This window comes from Clostridium kluyveri, assembly GCF_001902295.1.
Classification (GTDB): domain Bacteria; phylum Bacillota; class Clostridia; order Clostridiales; family Clostridiaceae; genus Clostridium_B; species Clostridium_B kluyveri_B.
The window spans coordinates 1,683,587-1,701,105 of record NZ_CP018335.1 but is presented as its reverse complement, the minus strand read 5'-3'; the positions used below and the strand labels follow the sequence as shown (position 1 = coordinate 1,701,105).

The following is a 17,519-nucleotide window of genomic DNA, read 5'->3' as shown; positions in this document are numbered from 1 at the left end:
GAAATACATTCTTCAGTTTGTTGAAAATCCAAATTATAGATTAATGAACAAATTCAAGAATAAATTTACTTTTACAAATTATACTTGATCCTACAGAAAAATTTAAATTTAAAGTCCCGTATGAAACGGGACCTTATCTTTTGATGCTATTCCTCAGTATGAGCTTTTATGTAATCAACTACATCTCCTACTATTTTCACCTTTTCCGCTTCTTCATCAGGTATTTCTAGATCAAACTCTGTTTCTACAGCCATTATTAATTCAACTATATCAAGTGAATCTGCACCTAAATCGTCAATAAAAGATGATTCCAAACTTATTTCCTCTGAATCTATACCCAACTGCTCGGATATTATTTTCTGTATCTTTTCAAAAATCATAATTTTACCTCCAAAAAATTTTTATACATAAATAATATTATATAACTTACATACCGTCAACAACAACTATTACTAAAAAATGTACTAATTATTTTATTCCAATATATTTATAATTATTTTTACTATAACACTATTCTTCTCTATTATATATTTTTTCTATTTCAAACTTTATTTTATCTATAACCTCATTATCATAACATATTACTGCCTGTTTTATTGCATTTTTAAAAGCCTTTCCATTAGAACTCCCATGTGCTTTTACACATATTCCCTTGCAGCCTAAAAAAGCAGAGCCTCCATATTCTGAATAGTCTAACCTGCTTTTTATCTTTTTAAAAACAGGCTTTAAAAAAACACCTGCCAGCTTACTTGTGGTTGATTTCATAATTTCCTCTTTTATCATATGAATTAAATTCAAAGATACTCCTTCATAGGTTTTTAAAATTGTATTTCCTACAAATCCATCACAAACTAATATGTTTACATCTCCATTTGTAGCCTCTCTAGGTTCCACATTGCCTACAAAATTGAAATTCATATCTTTTAAAAGCTTATAGGTATTTTTAGTCAATTCATTGCCCTTCTCTTCTTCTGTTCCTATATTTACAAGACCTATGGAAGGTTCTTTTATTTTAAGTACATTTTCAAAATATATTTTTCCCATAAGTGAAAACTGTAAAAGATAATGGGGTTTACAATCCACATTAGCCCCTGTATCTATAATCATAAAAGCTCCATTTTTACCTGGTATCATAGGTGCAAGTGCTACTCTTTCTATCCCTTTAATTCTTCCCACAATCAAGGTTGCACCAGACATAAGAGCCCCGGTACTTCCTGCGGATATAGCTGCATCTGCCTTTCCTTCCTTTACAAGTTGAAGAGCCTTAACTAAACTTGAATCTTTTTTTCTCCTTAATGCCATTACTGGAGATTCAGAAGTGGTTATAACTTCTCTAGTATCTAAAATACGTATTTTTTCTCTTTCATATTCATATTTTTTTAATTCTGCTTCAATAAGTTCCTTTTTTCCCGTTATAATTATATTTATATCCTGTTCCTTAACTGCCTCAACTATACCTTCTACTACTGCATAAGGTGCAAAGTCTCCTCCCATGCCATCCACAGCAATTATCATAATTTTATTTCACATCCTTAAATGTTAGTGGTATACACATTTTAATTTTCACATATTATTGGAACTAAAATTAAATATTAACATTATACCATAAGATATCTCTACTTGAAACATATTAAACCATAAAAAGCCCATCAAATTGTTTTATCACAGTAAATTATAAATAAAATAAAACAACAGGATGGGATTCTTATGTAAGATTTATTAGCAGTTTTACTAATTTTCAGTTAAAACAACTTCTTTACCTTTATAATATCCGCAAATCTTGCACACTCTATGGGCAAGTTTCATTTCATGACACTGAGGACACTCAACTAATTGTGGCGCACTTAACTTAAAAGTTTGTGCTCTTCTTGAGTCTCTTCTTGCTCTTGAGAATTTTCTGGCTGGATTTCCCACAGTAAACACCTCCTTAATCAGTGAAGAACATATCCTTTAGCTTTGCTAATCTTAGATCAATATCATGGTTTTTACACTGGCATTTGAACTTATTTAAATTAGTGCCGCACTGCTGACATAACCCTTTACAATTCTGTTTGCAAAGTCTTTTTATGGGCAAGGTTAATATAATGTTATTTTGTACTACTTGGGAAATATCTATAACATTATCCTCTATAAATATGGTTTCATCATCTTCATTTTCTTTGTAAACATTTGTAAATTTTTCAACAATGGTAATATCCAATCCATAGGAAAATTTTTCAATACATCTTGAACAAATGAGCTCTAATACTCCTTGAACTTTTCCCTTTAATGTAAAATCATTTTCTACCTTACTTAAAATCCCAACAAAACTTATGGGGCGTAATAATTTAATATATTCCATACCATCATAAAGCCCATCTTCTTGTATTATAAGATCGAGTTTTCTTTCAGCTTTTTTTTCTTTTAACAATTCTGATATATTTAGCTCCACAATACTCACCTCTATACATTAGCCACAACCTATTATATAAAGGTAACCTTAAAAAGTCAAGTTATTATTCTAATATAGACAATAACAGAATAAACTAAAATTTACTCTGTTATTATCTTTAAATGGCCTTAAAAACTTATTATATTTATTATTTGGATTTATGTGAAATTTTCTTTTGAACTAAAAATTTTGTATCTCTAGCTATTACAAGCTCTTCGTTAGTAGGAATTACGAATACCTTTGTTTTTGAATTTGCAGTAGTTATTTCTGTAGCCTTTCCTCTTATATTATTCTTCTCTTCATCTATGGTAATTCCAAGATACGTAAGTCCTGAACATATTTCAGCTCTACCAATAGATGAATTTTCTCCTACACCTGCTGTAAACACTATAGCATCTACTCCATCTAAAACGGCTACATAAGAACCTATAAAAGATTTTACCCTATAATAAAATACATCTAATGCAAGCTGTGCTCTTCTATCATGCTTAAAACTTGCAATTTCCTCTACATCTCTAAAATCACTGCTTATTCCTGACATCCCAAGTATACCAGATTCATTGTTCATTATATTGCTTATTTCATCTATAGACATACCTATTTCATTTGTTAGAAATGGTATTATAGCTGGATCTATGTCACCGCATCTAGTTCCCATAGCTAAACCTGCAAGTGGAGTAAATCCCATATTTGTATCTATTGACTTTCCTCTATCCACAGCACAAATACTAGCTCCATTTCCTAAGTGACAGGTTATTATCTTTAACTCTGATATGTCTTTTCCCATAAGCCTAGCTGCTTCTTCTGATACAAACCTGTGGGAAGTTCCATGAAATCCATATTTTCTAATTCCGTATCTTTCATATAGTTCATAAGGTAGTGGATAAATATATGCATATTTTGGCATAGTATGATGGAAAGCCGTATCAAATACTGCCACCATAGGAGCATTAGGCATTATTGCCTTGCAAGCATTTATTCCTATTATATTAGGTGGATTATGCAGCGGTGCCAATTTACTGCAGTCCTTTAAAGATTCCATAACCTTATTATCTATAATAACTGCATCTGAATATTGTTCACCTCCATGAACAACCCTATGTCCTACAGCAGATATTTCAGACATATCCTTTATTACACCATGTTGTTTATCTACAAGAGCCTCTAATACCAATTTCACAGCTACCCTATGATCTTTTATAGGTTCACTTACCACATGTTTTTCACCATTAACTTTATGAGTTAAAATGGAACCATCTATCCCTATCCTTTCCACAAGGCCCTTTGCCAAAACTTTTTCATCTTCCATATCTATTAATTGATATTTTAAAGATGAGCTTCCACAATTTACTACTAATATTTTCATATACATTTTCCTCCCAATAAAATTAATCTTTATATCTTGTTATAATACTTCTAAGTTTATAGTTATTTAAAAAAACCTTGTTCTCACATCCCTTTAAATCTCATTAAAAACACTTTAAATAATGCTTGTTTAAAAACTCAAGTTTATTCAAAATTTTATACCATACATAAACTTTTATAAAACATAATTAAACAAACACTTCTCATGTTGATAAATATTATTAATAATATTTATTTATCAATCATACACTAATACTAGAGCAAAGTTTTACCTATTAAAGAAACTCATAATATTCGTAGTTCACTTTATTTAAACATAGAGTCTATAACATTTATTATTATAAAATTATTAACTTACGTATATATAAATCTTAAGCTTTTCCTGTGTTTTTTAATTTACCAAAATTGTCAATAGTAAGATTATTAAAGCATTACTTATAAAAATTTAAGTAAAGTGAAAGCGATACCTATATCAAAAGTTTATTAAAGCAATTGATTCATTCCCAGCACACAAAAATCACAACTAATTCAAAAACGCCAAGTGTTAATATGTAAAATATATACTAATATTATTTTAACCATAAATGATAAATTATACAACTATTTATTATTTATATAACTTTAGCATATAAAACCTATTTTCATTATCTAATATTGTAACAAAATCCATAGAATCTATACAATATATAAACGCAAACTATTTAAAAGTTTTCAGCCCTAAATACTCTGCATTTTAATTTTTATAAAATATGTAATTTAATTTTTCATATAACCCTGTCTTGCTTTCATAATTTTTTTATATAAGCTATCCTTTGTTGAATTTTATTATACCACAAAGTGACAGCTTATTCTTCTTTAAATAATTAATCTTCTATATAATTCTATATATAAATTCTAACCCTGTGCCTGTGCTTGAACTGCAGTTACAGCCACTACCTTTACTATATCATCAACGCTGCAGCCTCTTGATAAATCATTTATAGGCTTTGCAAATCCCTGACATATAGGTCCTATAGCCTCAGCTTTTGCAAATCTTTGAACTAACTTATATCCTATATTTCCCGCTTGTATATCAGGGAATATAAGTACATTGGCTTTTCCTGCCACTTTACTGCCCGGAGCTTTTAAGTCCGCAACTTTTTTTACTATGGAAGCGTCCAATTGAAGTTCTCCGTCTATATCCAAATCAGGTCTAGCTTCTTTAGCAAGTTTTGTTGCCTTTGTAACTTTATCTACCAATTCATGACTAGCACTTCCCATAGTAGAAAATGAAAGCATGGCAACTCTTGGTTCTATTTTACACAAATTTTTTGCAGTTTCTGCTGTAGTTATTGCAATTGAAGATAATTCTTCAGCAGTAGGACATACATTTACAGCGCAATCAGCAAATAACAAGAATCCATCTTCTCCATATTCACAATCTGGTACACTCATTAAAAATACACTGGAAACCACAGAAGCACCTGGAACTGTCTTTACTATTTGAAGTCCTGGTCTCAAAAGATCTCCCGTTGTATGTATTGCACCTGAAACTAAGCCCTCTGCATCTCCAAGTTTCACCATCATTGTTGCAAAATATATAGGATCTCTAACTATTTTATCTGCTTTTTCCAGTGTAACTCCTTTATTCTTTCTAATTTCATAAAAGGCATTGGCATAGCCTGCAGTTTTACTTGAAGTTTCAGGATCTACTATTTCCACTCCAGCTAAGTTAACTCCAAATTTAGCTGCACTTTCTTTTATTACACTTTCACTTCCTACTAAAATTATGTCTGCAATACCATCCTTTATTATTTCTTCGGAAGCTCTAATGTTCCTTTCTTCTTCTCCCTCTGCCAAAACAATTTTTTTCTTATTTGCCTTGGCTAAATCAAAAATATTTTCCATTAATTTCATATTTTATTCTCCTTCCAAATTTAAAATTGATATAATTAAAATCATACACTTATACTATAATCCTTTTTACCTATATTTTTCAATGGAAAATTATCTAATTTTAATATTTTATAATTATTTTTTTAACATTTCCTATAAAATATTTATAATAAACAAAATCTTATTGATATAATATTAGTGTAAATACCAAAGAAAGGAACTTTATCATATGGAAATAACTGGTATAATAGTGGAATATAATCCTTTTCACAATGGTCATAAATATCATATTGAAAAAACAAGCTCCCTAACAAATTGTGAAGGCATCATTGCTGTAATAAGCGGAAATTTTGTACAAAGAGGGGCTCCCTCTATAGTGGATAAATGGACCAAAACTAAAATGGCTCTTTTAAACGGAGTTGATTTAGTACTGGAACTTCCAGCTTTATATAGTTTATCCTCTGCAGAATTTTTTGCCTACGGGGCTGTAAGTCTCTTGGAAAATTTAGGAGTAGTTAAAAACTTATGCTTTGGCAGTGAGTGTGAAGATATTAAATTGCTCACTCTTATGGGCAAAATTCTATATGAAGAACCAGAGGAATTAAAGTTGACTCTAAAAGAAAAACTACACCAGGGTATGTCTTATGCTTCTGCCCGTGGGAATGCTTTAAAAGAATTTCTTTGCCGTAAATATCCTCTTAAAAATAACAGTATAACAGAAATACTTCATTTACCTAACAATATACTGGCAATAGAATACTGTAAGAGCCTGGCAAGACTTAAAAGTACTATTAATCCTGTGTCCATAAAAAGAATCGGAGAGCCATATAACAGTACATACATAAACAACCGCTTTTCAAGTGCTACTTCTATTCGCAATTTTTTAAAAGAAAATAATTCTCCACAGGAACTAGAAAAGGCTTTGCCTTATAATATACTATGTATTTTAAGGGATTTAAGTCACTTCAATTATAAATTTACTTTTGAAGATTCTCTATTACCTTATTTAAAATATAAAAATTTATTTTATGGAAAAAATATAAAATATTTACCTGATGTATCCGAGGGACTTGAAAATAGAATAGAAAGTGCTTTAAAAAATGCTTCTTCCTATGACCAAATTATAAATTATACTAAAACCAAACGATATGCTTACAGCCGTATAAGCAGAATTCTATGTCAGTTTTTTTTAGGGTTTGAAAATTTAGATACAAAAGCTTTAAGAAAAAATAGATGCCCTTATGCAAGAGTTTTAGGTTTTAATAATAAAGGCACGGAAATATTAAAAAAAATAAAACAAAATTCCTCCATACCTGTATATACAAAACTTCCTAAAAATGTAAATGATGTGCTAAAATTAGATCTTATGGCTACGAAAGGCTATAGTCTTTTAAATAAAAATATAGCCTTCAATCAAGATTATATTTCAAGTCCACTTATAATGGATAAAATTTAGAATAAGTAGCCTGCTTAATAAATATACTTTACTAAATCATATGTTATATTTATTAAAGTTTTTGTATTTAGAAAGTAGGCGATTGACTTTGGAATTTTTACTTTATTTTTTAATATGTGCAATAATAATTCTTTTATATATTTTATTTAAGAACACAAATCTAATTGTAACTATAATTTGCTCAATTTTAATAGTACAAATTATAATGGCTCCAAAGCTATGTATAGATGGAGTAATCATGGGAAGTTCCTTGTTTTTTTACAAGGTATTTCCATCCCTATTTTCATTTTTGGTTGTGTGTAATATAATCCTATGTTACGATGGAATAAATATATATTCCAAATTAATAGGGAAAATCTTGTGCAAACCACTTAAACTTCCTGTAAATTGCAGCTTTGTAGTAATAATAAGTATGCTCTGCGGTTATCCTCTAGGTGCTAAATACGCCTGTGAACTATATGAAAAAAACATGATAGATTCTTTTACCTGCGAAAGACTTTTAAACATAGCCTCTAATGCAAGTCCCATATTTATATTGGGTTCTGTAGGAATATCCATGCTTAAAAATTCCTTTATAGGCTACATATTGTTATTATCCAATTTTTTGTCCTGTATTGTCATGGGACTTTTACTACCTGCAGGAAAATCCTATAAAAATTACAACTTAAATAAAACCCATAACTATATTCATGAAAATATGGGAACATCCATCAAAAAAAGCATAGAAAATTCTCTGACAACTTGTATATCTATAGGCGGATTTGTAATTACGTTTTCTGTAATTGATAATATTTTAAAACACAATCTCTTATTTAATTCCCTAGTATATAAAATTTCAAATATAATAGGGATTTCCAAAGACATAGTAGAAGGTACTTTACTCGGAGTAATAGAAATGACAAATGGGTGTAACCTTATATCATCTTCTACTGCTTCCATTACTTTAAAACTTATAATTATAAGTTTTTTATTTACCTTTAGTGGTATTTGTATTATATTCCAGGTTTACTCCTTTACTTATAAATTTAAAATATCCATAAAAAAATATGTAATTGGAAAAGTACTTCAGGGAACTATATGCTCTATAATAAGTTTCTTACTTTATAATTTATCTTTTCGCAAGTTATCTACACAAACTTTTTTACCTAACTATAAAATTACAGGAGATTTAAGTAATGTATTTATACTTACATTGATTTTACTTATAGTACCCTGGCTGTTATTTAAGTTAAAACAATTATTTCATATCTCTTAACTGTTTTATATTATCTTTTATAGATTCAGTATTTAAATTTATACTACCTTCTAGACTATCTAAAAATTCTTGAAGTTCTAACTTTAAACTTGCCACCATTTCACTGCTCTTACGTGATATTTCACTATCCAATTGACTCAGCATTTCATCTGCATAATCTCTTGCACCTATTCTTATTGCCCTGGCATTTTTTTGTGCAGATGAAATAATCTCTTCAGCTCTTATATTGGCCTCTTTTGTAATATCATGATTTTCTATCTGACGTCTTAACAAACTTAAATTTTGTTTTTTTATATCATCTGCTTCTTGTACAGCTTCAGTTAAAATTCTTTCCTTTTCCTCTATTATCCACTGTGCTTTTTTTAATTCACTTGGAAGGCAGTTAATCACTCTATCTAATATTTCCAGTACTTCACTTTTATTCACCATAACTTTTTTACTTAAAGGAACCTTGGCAGAAGTATCTACAATCTCTTGAAGATATTCCAGTAGTTTGATGACATCCATACTCTTTCCCCCTAAGGTATATCAACAATTTTTATAAGCTTTATCGAATTTTTTAATAATGTCAATAATTACTTCTTCAGGAACCAATCCTTCAATACATCCCCCAAACATAGCTACTTGTTTTACAGAAGATGAACTTAAAAACGAATTCATAGCACTAGCCATCATAAAAACCGTATCTATATTAGGATCAAGTTTTTTATTCATAAGAGACATCTGACATTCATATTCAAAATCCGATACGGCTCTCAGTCCTTTTACTATAACTTGACTTTGTTTTTTCTTCATGAAATCTATTAAAAGTCCACTAAAACTTTCAACCTTTACATTTGGTATATCCTTTACTACTCTTTCTATCAATTCTACTCTTTCTTCAACAGTAAATAATCCCTTCTTATCTGGATTTACCAATACCCCTACTATTAATTCATCAAATACTTTAGATGCCCTATCTATTATATCTAAATGTCCATTGGTTATAGGATCAAAACTTCCAGGATATATTGCCCTACTCATAATAATTAGTCCTCCTTGTATTTATAAAAACACACTGTAGTATTTCCGTATTTTCTATGATCTGTTAAAATTATATTGTTAATCCCTTCATATATCTCCTCATCAGTGTCAATCTTGGTAACTATAATCCCATCTTCACACAACAATTTTTTACTTCCTACTATTTCTATAATCGGTGGAATCATATTTTTTTTATATGGAGGATCAACAAATATTATATCGAATATTTCTGTTTTTATTTCAATTTGTCTAAGAAATTCATAAGAATCCCTATTTATGGTTTCACAGATTTCACTAAAACCCAAATTTTCTACATTCTGTTTTAAAAAAGAAAATGTATCCTTATCCTTATCAACCAATAGGCATTTTTTAGCCCCTCTGCTCACAGCTTCAAGCCCCAAACTTCCCGTACCTGCAAATATATCTAACACACAAGAACCATAGATTCTATTTTGTATTATGTTAAACATAGCTTCCTTTACCCTGTCTAAAGTAGGTCTTGTAGTATTATATCCTTTAGGTGACATTAATTTTCTTCCTCTTGCAAGACCTCCAATTACTCTCATAATCCTCTTCCCTACCTTCTATATTTCATATGCTATATTTTTCTATAATATTTTAACATATATGTTTCCATTATTCAAAACCATTTCAATGGTTGTTACACACTCTCTTATATTAAATTATTAAGCTAATTAAAACTTATAATTTTAAAAGCCTTTTGTAGTTTATCCATAAGCTCTTTTGTGATTTTTTCATTTTTACTTCCTTTGCTTTCTAAAAACCTCTTTGCTTCTAGATTAGCTAACTTAAATATATGTATATCTTCTAATAAATTTGAAAAAATCAATTCATTTTCCCCATGCTGTTTGAATCCAAAGATCTCTCCTGAACCTCTTATTTTTAAATCTTCCTCTGCAATAAAAAATCCATCATTGCTGCTTTTCATTATTTCCATTCTTCTTCTTATGAAATCATTCTTAATATCTGCGATTAAAATACAATAGGATTTATATTCTCCTCTTCCAACTCTTCCTCTCAGCTGATGAAGCTGTGCCAGTCCAAACCTCTCTGCATTTTCTATTATCATAACTGCAGCATTTGGTACATTAACACCCACTTCTATAACTGTTGTAGATATAATGGCTTTTATTTCCCCACTTTTAAATTTATTCATAGTTTCTTCTTTTGAACTAGATGGCATCTTACCATATAATACACCTATCTCTAAGTCTTTGAAATATTTTTCTTTCAATTTATCATAAATTTCTTTTACAGAACTTAAATGTAGATTATCATTTTGTTCTACTAAAGGACATACTACATATACTTGCCTGCCTTTTTTTATCTCTTCCACTGCAAATTTATAAACCCTATCCTTTGATTTTTTATCTGTATAATAAGTATGTATTTTTTTTCTTCCAGGAGGAAGTTCATCTATAGTAGATATGTTTAAATCTCCATGTAGGCATAAACTTAAAGTTCTTGGAATAGGTGTTGCTGTCATAACTAAAGTATCTACATGTTTACCTTTATTTATGAGTTTGCTCCTTTGAGCCACTCCAAATCTATGTTGTTCATCTGTAACTACCATTCCTATATTTTTAAATTCCACATCATCTTCTATGAGAGCGTGAGTTCCTATTATGATATCTATCTTCCCTTCTTTTAAATCTTCTTTTAATATTTTTTTATTTTTTTCAGTAACACTGCCGCAAAGTAACTGTATATTTACTCCTGTATCTTGTAAAAACTTTTTACATTCTTCATAATGCTGCTTTGCAAGTATTTCTGTAGGAGCCATAAAAACTGCCTGATACCCATTTTTTGCCACATTAAAAATAGCTATGATAGCCACTATAGTTTTTCCACTGCCCACGTCTCCCTGTAACAATCGATTCATAGGTAGTTCCATTTTTTCATCTAATAATATTTCTCTTATAACCTTATTCTGAGATTTAGTAAGCTCATAGGGTATTCTTTTTTTAAATTCTTTTAATTCTGGAACTATTTTAAAAGCTATACCCTTTTTATTCTTACTATGATAATTTTTTAACATTAAAATTTTCAAGGAATAGGAAAACAACTCTTGAAATTTAAGTCTTCTTTTTGCTTCTTCCAATTCTTCTATACTGCCTGGCTTATGTATTGCCTTTATAGCTTTATTTAAATTACAAAATTTATATTTTTTAACTATCCAAAGAGGTAAATTTTCTTCTATATCCACTTCATGAATCACTTTAGATATAAGTTTTATAAGAATATTATTTGTAATACCAGATTTCAAGGGATAAATTGGTATTATCTTATCTTCTTTTTTACTATTTGCCTCATTACTAACCAAAGTAGGATTCATAATAGAAATACTTCCATTAAATCTTTCAATCTTCCCCATTATCCTATAAACTTTATTTATCCTAAATTTGTTTTTCATGTAAGGCTGATTGAACCATTTACCTTGAAAAGTTCCACTTTCATTTTCAAATACAACCGTAGAAAGTATCTTTTTATTCTTAGTCCTTATATCTTTTCCTATAGATTTTACTCTACAGTCCATTATAACCTTTCCAGTTCCAACTTTATTTAAATTGCTGCAGCTAGAGATAATTTCATAATCCCTGGGAAAATATAAAATCAGGTCCAATATATTGAATATACAACAGCTATTTAGGGTTCCAGCAGTCACAGCTCCCACTCCTTTTATAGATTTAATATCATCATATATATTCATATATATCACCTACCCTTAATATATTCTATAATAAAATTCTTTTCTTTTTCAACTAAAAGTCTAAAATAATTTGCAAGAATAAAAAAAGCCCTAACTGGCTTTTTTTATTCAACAGAAACTATAAAATAATATAGGGGCTGTTCTCCACTATAACACTGTATATCTATATCATCATATTTATCTTCAAGCTTCTCTAAAAAAGAATTTACTTCATCTTCATTGCAATCCTTACCATAATATATACTTATAAGTTCACTGTGCTCTTTTACCATGTAACTTATAATTTTATCACATATTTCAAATATATCTTTCCCAACCTTCTCTATTTTACTTTCTATAATCCCTAGTATGTCTCCTGTTTTTACGTCTTTTCCATCTATTTCAGTATCTCTTACTGCATAGGTAACAGAACCTGTGATTACAGTGCTTATAGCCTTTTCCATAGTACTTATATTTTCTTCTAATCCCTCCCCAGGATTAAAAACCGTTATCGCAGTTATCCCCTGTGGTATGGTTTTAGTAGGTATTACTCTTACTACTTTATCTGAAAGTTCTGCAGCCTGATTGGCAGCCATAATTATATTTTTATTATTTGGCAGCACAAATATATTCTCTGCATTTAATTTGTTTATACAATTTAATATATCCTCTGTACTGGGATTCATAGTCTGGCCGCCTTCTATTACATAATCTACCCCTAAATCCTGAAATATTCTTTTAATACCCTCCCCTGCAGCTACTGTAATAAAAGCATATTCTTTATCCTGAATACCTTCTTGAGAAATATATCCTTCTCCTTCACTATCTTTATTTGTATCCTCAAGTAGAGTTTTACCACCATCTGCATTTAAAATATTTCTATGCTGCTGCCTCATATTATCAATTTTTATCTTTGACAACTCTCCAAGTTTAATTGCTTGAGACAGTATTTCCCCCGGGTCATTACTATGAATATGAACTTTTAGAACATCTTCATCCTTTACCACTACTATGGAATCTCCTAGAGTCTGTAGTTTATCTTTAAAACTACTTATATCTGAGTTCTTAAGATGAATAAAAAATTCTGTACAATATCCATATTTTATTTCTTCTAATTCCACACTTTTAGCTGAAGATTTAGTTACTATATCTTCAGCTTTCTTTAAATATACTTCTTCTATACCTTCTTTTAAGGCCTCATACATTCCCTGAAATATGATTAAAAGTCCCATGCCACCTGCATCTACTACTCCTGCTTTTTTAAGCACAGGAAGCATGTCAGGAGTTTTATCCAACATTCTTTTACTATAATCACATACTTCCTGCAGAAGTTCAGTTACATTTTCCCTTTTAGACTTTGCAGCACCTTCTCCTGCAGCTTTTATAATAGTCAGTATGGTACCTTCTGTTGGACGCATAACGGCCTTATAAGCAGCCTTTGCACCTTCTTCTAAAGCTAGTGTAAATTCTGATGAATTCACCTTGTTTTTTCCCTGGAGTCCCTTAGATATACCTCTAAATATCTGTGAAAGTATTACCCCTGAGTTTCCTCTTGCCCCCATAAGGGCTCCTTTAGCTAAATCTTTAGATACATTATCTATAGATTTACCTTTTACATTGGATATTTCTACTACCGCACTTTTAAGGGTCAAAGACATATTAGTTCCCGTATCTCCATCCGGTACAGGAAATACATTTAGGGAATTCACAAAATCTTTTTGCTCTTCTAGTTTGTTACTAGCGTTTACAATCATATTGTAAAAACACTGTCCATCTATACTTAAGTATTCCATTTTTACGAATTACCTCCCTAGACTCTAACACCCTGAACATTTACAGTAATGGTTGAAACCTTCAGTCCTGTGTAGTTTTCCACATTATATTTTATCCTCTGTATTATATTATTTGCAATTACAGATATTTTTGTTCCATATTCTAATATTATATAAAGTTCTATCATTAATTCATTATTTTTAGAACGAATTTTTACTCCTCTGCTCAAATTTTCGCCCTTTATTAATTCCCAGAGACCATCCTTTGCATTCTTGGAAGCCATACCCACTACTCCATAGCATTCCATGGTTGATAATCCAACTATATTAGCAACTACTTCCTCAGAATAATCGATATAACCATTTTCTCCAACAATACTACCTATCATATAAAAACCTCCTTACATTCCTATAATACCATAAACATATTTTATATTAAACAAAGCATTTATTCAACCTACAATAGTTCTAGTAAGATTTCAGGAAAATATCCATTAATTAGAGTATACTTCTAATTAATGGTTAAGATCAATTAAATATTTAAATGTGCTATGGTCTTTTTTAATACTTTTGCAGAATTTTCAAGAGCTTCAGATTCACTTTTATCTAAAGGTATTTGTAGTGTGCTCTTTACTCCCAAGGAGCCAATAATACATGGAACTCCCATATTTACCTAATAATTAATTGCCATTATGTACCTGATAATAACAATTATCAACATGCAAATATTAAAGTTTTACTTTTTAATAGTATATCTGTATTGAAGAAAATTATATATTTACTTGCACATATTATACATTCTGTGGTAAAATAATTTGTGTTTAAATTCAAAGACTGTTAAGGAGGTGTTTTCAAATGTCCAAGAAATGTGAGATATGCGGAAAGGGCGTTGTATTTGGTGTACAGTACAGCCATTCACACCGTCAATCTAAAAGAACCTGGTCTCCAAATATAAGAAAGATTAAAGCTATAGTTAAGGGAACACCGAGAACTATACATGTTTGTGCAAGATGCCTTCGTTCTGGAAAGGTTCAACGTGCTATATAAAAAAACAAAAATGCAGTTGTTATAAACAATTGCATTTTTGTTTTACCTAACGTTACTTTTTTTTTTAGTAAAGAATTTTATAATTGCAGATAGAGCACCGGGAAGCTTAAATGCAATAATCTTCATTAAACTACCTCCTTATTTATGACATCCTATCAAGTACCATCCACAATAAATTAATCCAGCTCCTGCAGCTATTATCCAGCCCCATATAGGGATAATAACTGTCATTAAAAACCCAGCACCTATACATACAGCTACTAATCCCACTTTCTTTTTAGTTCTTCTCTTCATGTTATTATCCCCACAAATTGCTTTATAATATTATATGCTGTTCCTCCTTATATGTTACCAATATTTTTAAACAGAAGCTATTATATTTAAATTAAAACTAATCTTTAGACCTCATTAAAAGTAACTTTCCATTATCAAATATTATATTTACATCCTTATCTAAAAATTCATTAGATACTGTCCTTCCATCTCCCATATACAAATCATAATTATCCAGCTTATATCTTGCTCCTATTATGCTTAAATTTTTAACACAGTCACAATATGCGTGAAGGGAAAAAGTTTGTCCCTCATGTCCTTTTATTATCTTGGAGCCCTGTAATAATTCAATGCTATTATTTTCATCCTTTATATATCCTTTAATACTTAAATAATTACACTTTAAGAGAAGTCCTAAATTAGCAAAAACATGATCTAATCTATTTCCCGTACACCCGGTAAATATTATTTCATCTGCTCTTAAATCTACGGCCTTATTTAAGGCAATTTCAGTATCTGTAAAATTTTTATCTCTGGGATATTTTTCTATTTTGCAATTATTGCTTTTAAAAAACATCAATGCTTTTCCATCTATAGAATCAAAATCTCCTACAAGATATTCCGGTATAATTTTATAATTATAAAGACAATTTCCTCCTCCATCTGCACAAATTATCAGTGGATTATCCTTAATTTGCTCCTGGATAAGTTCTCTGGAGGGTGCAGTCCCTCCAGATACTATAAGCACTTTCATACTAAAATTCCTCTCTCAATATCCTTATATTATCTTCTATAGCTCCTCCCTTAAATACAGATGAACCTGCAACTATTACATCGGCCCCCTTACGTACCACTCTGGCTATATTATCTTTGGTGATACCTCCATCTACTTCTATCATTAAATTTTCATTATACTTATCTGCAAGTTCTCTAACATGCTTAATCTTACTGTCACAATACTCTATATATTTTTGCCCCCCAAAACCGGGATTTACAGACATAATAAGTATCATATCCAATTTAGGTATTAAATACTTAACATTGTCCACCAAAGTAGCAGGATTCAATGCCACGGAAGCTTTGACTCCCAAGCTCTTTATATAATCTATGGTTCTGTCTAAATGTCTATCCGCTTCAAAATGTACCGTTATAATATCTGCTCCTGCATCCACAAAATCCTTTACATACCTTGCAGGTTCTTCTATCATTAAATGTACATCAAAAGGTATTTTGGTAAGATGTTTTATACTCTTAATAATAGGTATTCCAAAACTTATATTTGGTACAAAACTTCCATCCATCACATCTATATGTACCAAATCCGCCTTACATTTATCTAGGGATTTTATTTCTTCTCCTAATTTTGAAAAATCTGCAGATAATATTGAAGGTGCTATTTTTATCATAGGTAACCTCTCCCCTTTTATACCAATATGTTTAATAATCTAATATTTCTTCTTACTGCTTATCTCATTTAAAGTTTTAACATAAAAATCATATCTTCTCTTATTTATTTTGTCATTATAAAGGGCTGATTTAACAGCACAGTCAGGTTCTTTGTGATGAACGCACCCTGTAAATTTACATATCCCTATAAATTCTATAAATTCCGGGAAACAATATTGAAGTTTATCTTTAGTTATATGTCCTATATCTAGTGAAGAAAAGCCTGGTGTATCCACTATAAACCCATTTTCTAATTCTATTATCTCACTATGCCTTGTGGTGTGCTTTCCTCTATTTAACTTATGACTTATTTGCCCCGTTTCCATAAGTTCCTTTCCACAAATGGCATTTAAAATAGTAGATTTCCCAACTCCTGAGGGTCCACATAAAACGGTAATATTATCTTTTAACTTTTCTCTTACCTTATAAATTCCATACCCTTCTTTTGCCTTTAAAAATATTACTTCATATCCTGTGTTCCTAATCATGTCTATAACGTCCAATTTCTTTTCCTCATCAGCTAAATCCAACTTATTGAAACATACTATAGGTTTTAAATTGTTGAATTCACAGCTTATAAGAAATTTATTCAATAGATCCTCATTTATCTCTGGATGATTAAATGCAAATACTACCAGCGCCTGGGTTACATTGGCTACAGCAGGTCTTTTCAACTGACTTATTCTAGGACAAATTTCATCAATAATTCCCTGATCCCTTTCCAGTTTAATTTCTACTTCGTCTCCTACCATAGGGGATAATCCATTATATCTGAATTTTCCCCTTGCCCTACATTCAATTATGCCCCTATCAGTGTTTACATAATAGAATCCTCCTATTCCTTTCATTATAGTTCCCCGCATAAT

The 17,519-nt window shown here is 30.2% G+C and carries 20 protein-coding genes; 3 read left to right on the top strand and 17 right to left on the bottom strand.

Annotation, left to right across the window (positions count from 1 at the left end; genetic code table 11):
- Positions 1 to 146: 146 nt before the first annotated feature.
- The 6 genes from acpP to pta all read right to left on the bottom strand — a co-directional run bounded on the left by acpP (position 147) and on the right by pta (position 5,692).
- Complete coding sequence (gene acpP / locus BS101_RS08365; protein WP_073538413.1) at positions 147 to 380, bottom strand: acyl carrier protein; 234 nt, start codon at positions 378 to 380, stop codon at positions 147 to 149.
- 130 nt (positions 381 to 510) lie between these two features.
- Positions 511 to 1,515: a phosphate acyltransferase PlsX gene (gene plsX / locus BS101_RS08360; RefSeq protein WP_073538412.1), complete on the bottom strand. Its 1,005-nt coding sequence runs from the start codon at positions 1,513 to 1,515 to the stop codon at positions 511 to 513.
- Positions 1,516 to 1,731: 216 nt separating this feature from the next.
- Complete coding sequence (gene rpmF, locus BS101_RS08355; RefSeq protein WP_012101782.1) at positions 1,732 to 1,914, bottom strand: 50S ribosomal protein L32; 183 nt, start codon at positions 1,912 to 1,914, stop codon at positions 1,732 to 1,734.
- A 13-nt stretch (positions 1,915 to 1,927) separates the two neighbouring features.
- Complete coding sequence (locus BS101_RS08350) at positions 1,928 to 2,431, bottom strand: YceD family protein (protein ID WP_073538411.1); 504 nt, start codon at positions 2,429 to 2,431, stop codon at positions 1,928 to 1,930.
- 148 nt (positions 2,432 to 2,579) lie between these two features.
- Complete coding sequence (locus BS101_RS08345; RefSeq protein WP_073538410.1) at positions 2,580 to 3,797, bottom strand: acetate kinase; 1,218 nt, start codon at positions 3,795 to 3,797, stop codon at positions 2,580 to 2,582.
- An 893-nt stretch (positions 3,798 to 4,690) separates the two neighbouring features.
- Positions 4,691 to 5,692: a phosphate acetyltransferase gene (gene pta, locus BS101_RS08340; RefSeq protein ID WP_073538409.1), complete on the bottom strand. Its 1,002-nt coding sequence runs from the start codon at positions 5,690 to 5,692 to the stop codon at positions 4,691 to 4,693.
- A 208-nt stretch (positions 5,693 to 5,900) separates the two neighbouring features.
- On the opposite strand from pta, the gene BS101_RS08335 reads away from it, so the two are divergent.
- A complete protein-coding gene (locus BS101_RS08335) occupies positions 5,901 to 7,127 on the top strand; it encodes a nucleotidyltransferase (RefSeq protein ID WP_073538408.1) in 1,227 nt (408 codons plus the stop codon).
- An 88-nt stretch (positions 7,128 to 7,215) separates the two neighbouring features.
- Positions 7,216 to 8,382, top strand: coding sequence for a sporulation integral membrane protein YlbJ (ylbJ, locus tag BS101_RS08330; protein ID WP_073538407.1), 1,167 nt, complete (start codon positions 7,216 to 7,218; stop codon positions 8,380 to 8,382).
- Here ylbJ and BS101_RS08325 read toward each other — a convergent pair.
- The 7 genes from BS101_RS08325 to BS101_RS24365 form a co-directional block, all read right to left on the bottom strand.
- Positions 8,365 to 8,889: an ATPase gene (locus BS101_RS08325; RefSeq protein WP_073538406.1), complete on the bottom strand. Its 525-nt coding sequence runs from the start codon at positions 8,887 to 8,889 to the stop codon at positions 8,365 to 8,367. The two genes, ylbJ and BS101_RS08325, sit on opposite strands and share 18 nt — an antisense overlap.
- 21 nt (positions 8,890 to 8,910) lie before the next feature.
- Positions 8,911 to 9,405 carry a pantetheine-phosphate adenylyltransferase gene (coaD, locus tag BS101_RS08320; RefSeq protein WP_012101775.1) on the bottom strand — a complete coding sequence of 165 codons (495 nt, stop codon included), beginning with the start codon at positions 9,403 to 9,405 and terminating at the stop codon, positions 8,911 to 8,913.
- Between the two features lie 5 nt (positions 9,406 to 9,410).
- Entirely contained in the window at positions 9,411 to 9,971 is a 561-nt protein-coding gene (rsmD, locus tag BS101_RS08315) for a 16S rRNA (guanine(966)-N(2))-methyltransferase RsmD (protein WP_073538405.1), read from the bottom strand.
- Positions 9,972 to 10,096: 125 nt separating this feature from the next.
- Positions 10,097 to 12,136, bottom strand: coding sequence for an ATP-dependent DNA helicase RecG (recG, locus tag BS101_RS08310; protein WP_073538404.1), 2,040 nt, complete (start codon positions 12,134 to 12,136; stop codon positions 10,097 to 10,099).
- 104 nt (positions 12,137 to 12,240) lie between these two features.
- A complete protein-coding gene (locus tag BS101_RS08305) occupies positions 12,241 to 13,908 on the bottom strand; it encodes a DAK2 domain-containing protein (protein WP_073538403.1) in 1,668 nt (555 codons plus the stop codon).
- A gap of 17 nt (positions 13,909 to 13,925) precedes the next feature.
- Positions 13,926 to 14,276, bottom strand: a complete 351-nt coding sequence (locus tag BS101_RS08300; RefSeq protein ID WP_012101771.1) for an Asp23/Gls24 family envelope stress response protein — start codon at positions 14,274 to 14,276, stop codon at positions 13,926 to 13,928.
- Positions 14,277 to 14,419: 143 nt separating this feature from the next.
- Positions 14,420 to 14,554, bottom strand: coding sequence for a hypothetical protein (locus tag BS101_RS24365; RefSeq protein ID WP_265874145.1), 135 nt, complete (start codon positions 14,552 to 14,554; stop codon positions 14,420 to 14,422).
- Positions 14,555 to 14,742: 188 nt separating this feature from the next.
- Here BS101_RS24365 and rpmB point away from each other — a divergent pair, with 188 nt between their 5' ends.
- Entirely contained in the window at positions 14,743 to 14,934 is a 192-nt protein-coding gene (gene rpmB, locus BS101_RS08295) for a 50S ribosomal protein L28 (protein ID WP_012101769.1), read from the top strand.
- Between the two features lie 138 nt (positions 14,935 to 15,072).
- On the opposite strand, the gene BS101_RS23255 is transcribed toward rpmB, so the two are convergent.
- The 4 genes from BS101_RS23255 to rsgA form a co-directional block, all read right to left on the bottom strand.
- Positions 15,073 to 15,228 (bottom strand): hypothetical protein, encoded by a 156-nt coding sequence (locus tag BS101_RS23255; protein WP_198039574.1) that lies wholly within the window; start codon positions 15,226 to 15,228, stop codon positions 15,073 to 15,075.
- Positions 15,229 to 15,325: 97 nt separating this feature from the next.
- A complete protein-coding gene (locus BS101_RS08290) occupies positions 15,326 to 15,961 on the bottom strand; it encodes a thiamine diphosphokinase (RefSeq protein WP_073538402.1) in 636 nt (211 codons plus the stop codon).
- A gap of 1 nt (position 15,962) precedes the next feature.
- Positions 15,963 to 16,613, bottom strand: a complete 651-nt coding sequence (gene rpe / locus BS101_RS08285) for a ribulose-phosphate 3-epimerase (RefSeq protein ID WP_073538401.1) — start codon at positions 16,611 to 16,613, stop codon at positions 15,963 to 15,965.
- A gap of 39 nt (positions 16,614 to 16,652) precedes the next feature.
- Positions 16,653 to 17,516, bottom strand: coding sequence for a ribosome small subunit-dependent GTPase A (rsgA, locus tag BS101_RS08280; RefSeq protein ID WP_073538400.1), 864 nt, complete (start codon positions 17,514 to 17,516; stop codon positions 16,653 to 16,655).
- Between the last annotated feature and the right edge of the window lie 3 nt (positions 17,517 to 17,519).

Excerpts from the sequence above, each read along its gene's own strand:
- BS101_RS08325 (WP_073538406.1), bottom strand. The coding sequence starts at position 8,889 with ATGGATGTCATCAAACTACTGGAATATCTTCAAGAGATTGTAGATACT.
- BS101_RS08305 (WP_073538403.1), bottom strand. The coding sequence starts at position 13,908 with ATGGAATACTTAAGTATAGATGGACAGTGTTTTTACAATATGATTGTA.
- BS101_RS23255 (WP_198039574.1), bottom strand. The coding sequence starts at position 15,228 with ATGAAGAGAAGAACTAAAAAGAAAGTGGGATTAGTAGCTGTATGTATA.
- acpP (WP_073538413.1), bottom strand. The coding sequence starts at position 380 with ATGATTTTTGAAAAGATACAGAAAATAATATCCGAGCAGTTGGGTATA.
- coaD (WP_012101775.1), bottom strand. The coding sequence starts at position 9,405 with ATGAGTAGGGCAATATATCCTGGAAGTTTTGATCCTATAACCAATGGA.
- BS101_RS24365 (WP_265874145.1), bottom strand. The coding sequence starts at position 14,554 with ATGGGAGTTCCATGTATTATTGGCTCCTTGGGAGTAAAGAGCACACTA.
- BS101_RS08290 (WP_073538402.1), bottom strand. The coding sequence starts at position 15,961 with ATGAAAGTGCTTATAGTATCTGGAGGGACTGCACCCTCCAGAGAACTT.
- plsX (WP_073538412.1), bottom strand. The coding sequence starts at position 1,515 with ATGATAATTGCTGTGGATGGCATGGGAGGAGACTTTGCACCTTATGCA.
- rpe (WP_073538401.1), bottom strand. The coding sequence starts at position 16,613 with ATGATAAAAATAGCACCTTCAATATTATCTGCAGATTTTTCAAAATTA.
- recG (WP_073538404.1), bottom strand. The coding sequence starts at position 12,136 with ATGAATATATATGATGATATTAAATCTATAAAAGGAGTGGGAGCTGTG.
- pta (WP_073538409.1), bottom strand. The coding sequence starts at position 5,692 with ATGAAATTAATGGAAAATATTTTTGATTTAGCCAAGGCAAATAAGAAA.
- rpmB (WP_012101769.1), top strand. The coding sequence starts at position 14,743 with ATGTCCAAGAAATGTGAGATATGCGGAAAGGGCGTTGTATTTGGTGTA.
- rsgA (WP_073538400.1), bottom strand. The coding sequence starts at position 17,516 with ATGCGGGGAACTATAATGAAAGGAATAGGAGGATTCTATTATGTAAAC.
- BS101_RS08345 (WP_073538410.1), bottom strand. The coding sequence starts at position 3,797 with ATGAAAATATTAGTAGTAAATTGTGGAAGCTCATCTTTAAAATATCAA.
- rsmD (WP_073538405.1), bottom strand. The coding sequence starts at position 9,971 with ATGAGAGTAATTGGAGGTCTTGCAAGAGGAAGAAAATTAATGTCACCT.
- BS101_RS08335 (WP_073538408.1), top strand. The coding sequence starts at position 5,901 with ATGGAAATAACTGGTATAATAGTGGAATATAATCCTTTTCACAATGGT.
- BS101_RS08300 (WP_012101771.1), bottom strand. The coding sequence starts at position 14,276 with ATGATAGGTAGTATTGTTGGAGAAAATGGTTATATCGATTATTCTGAG.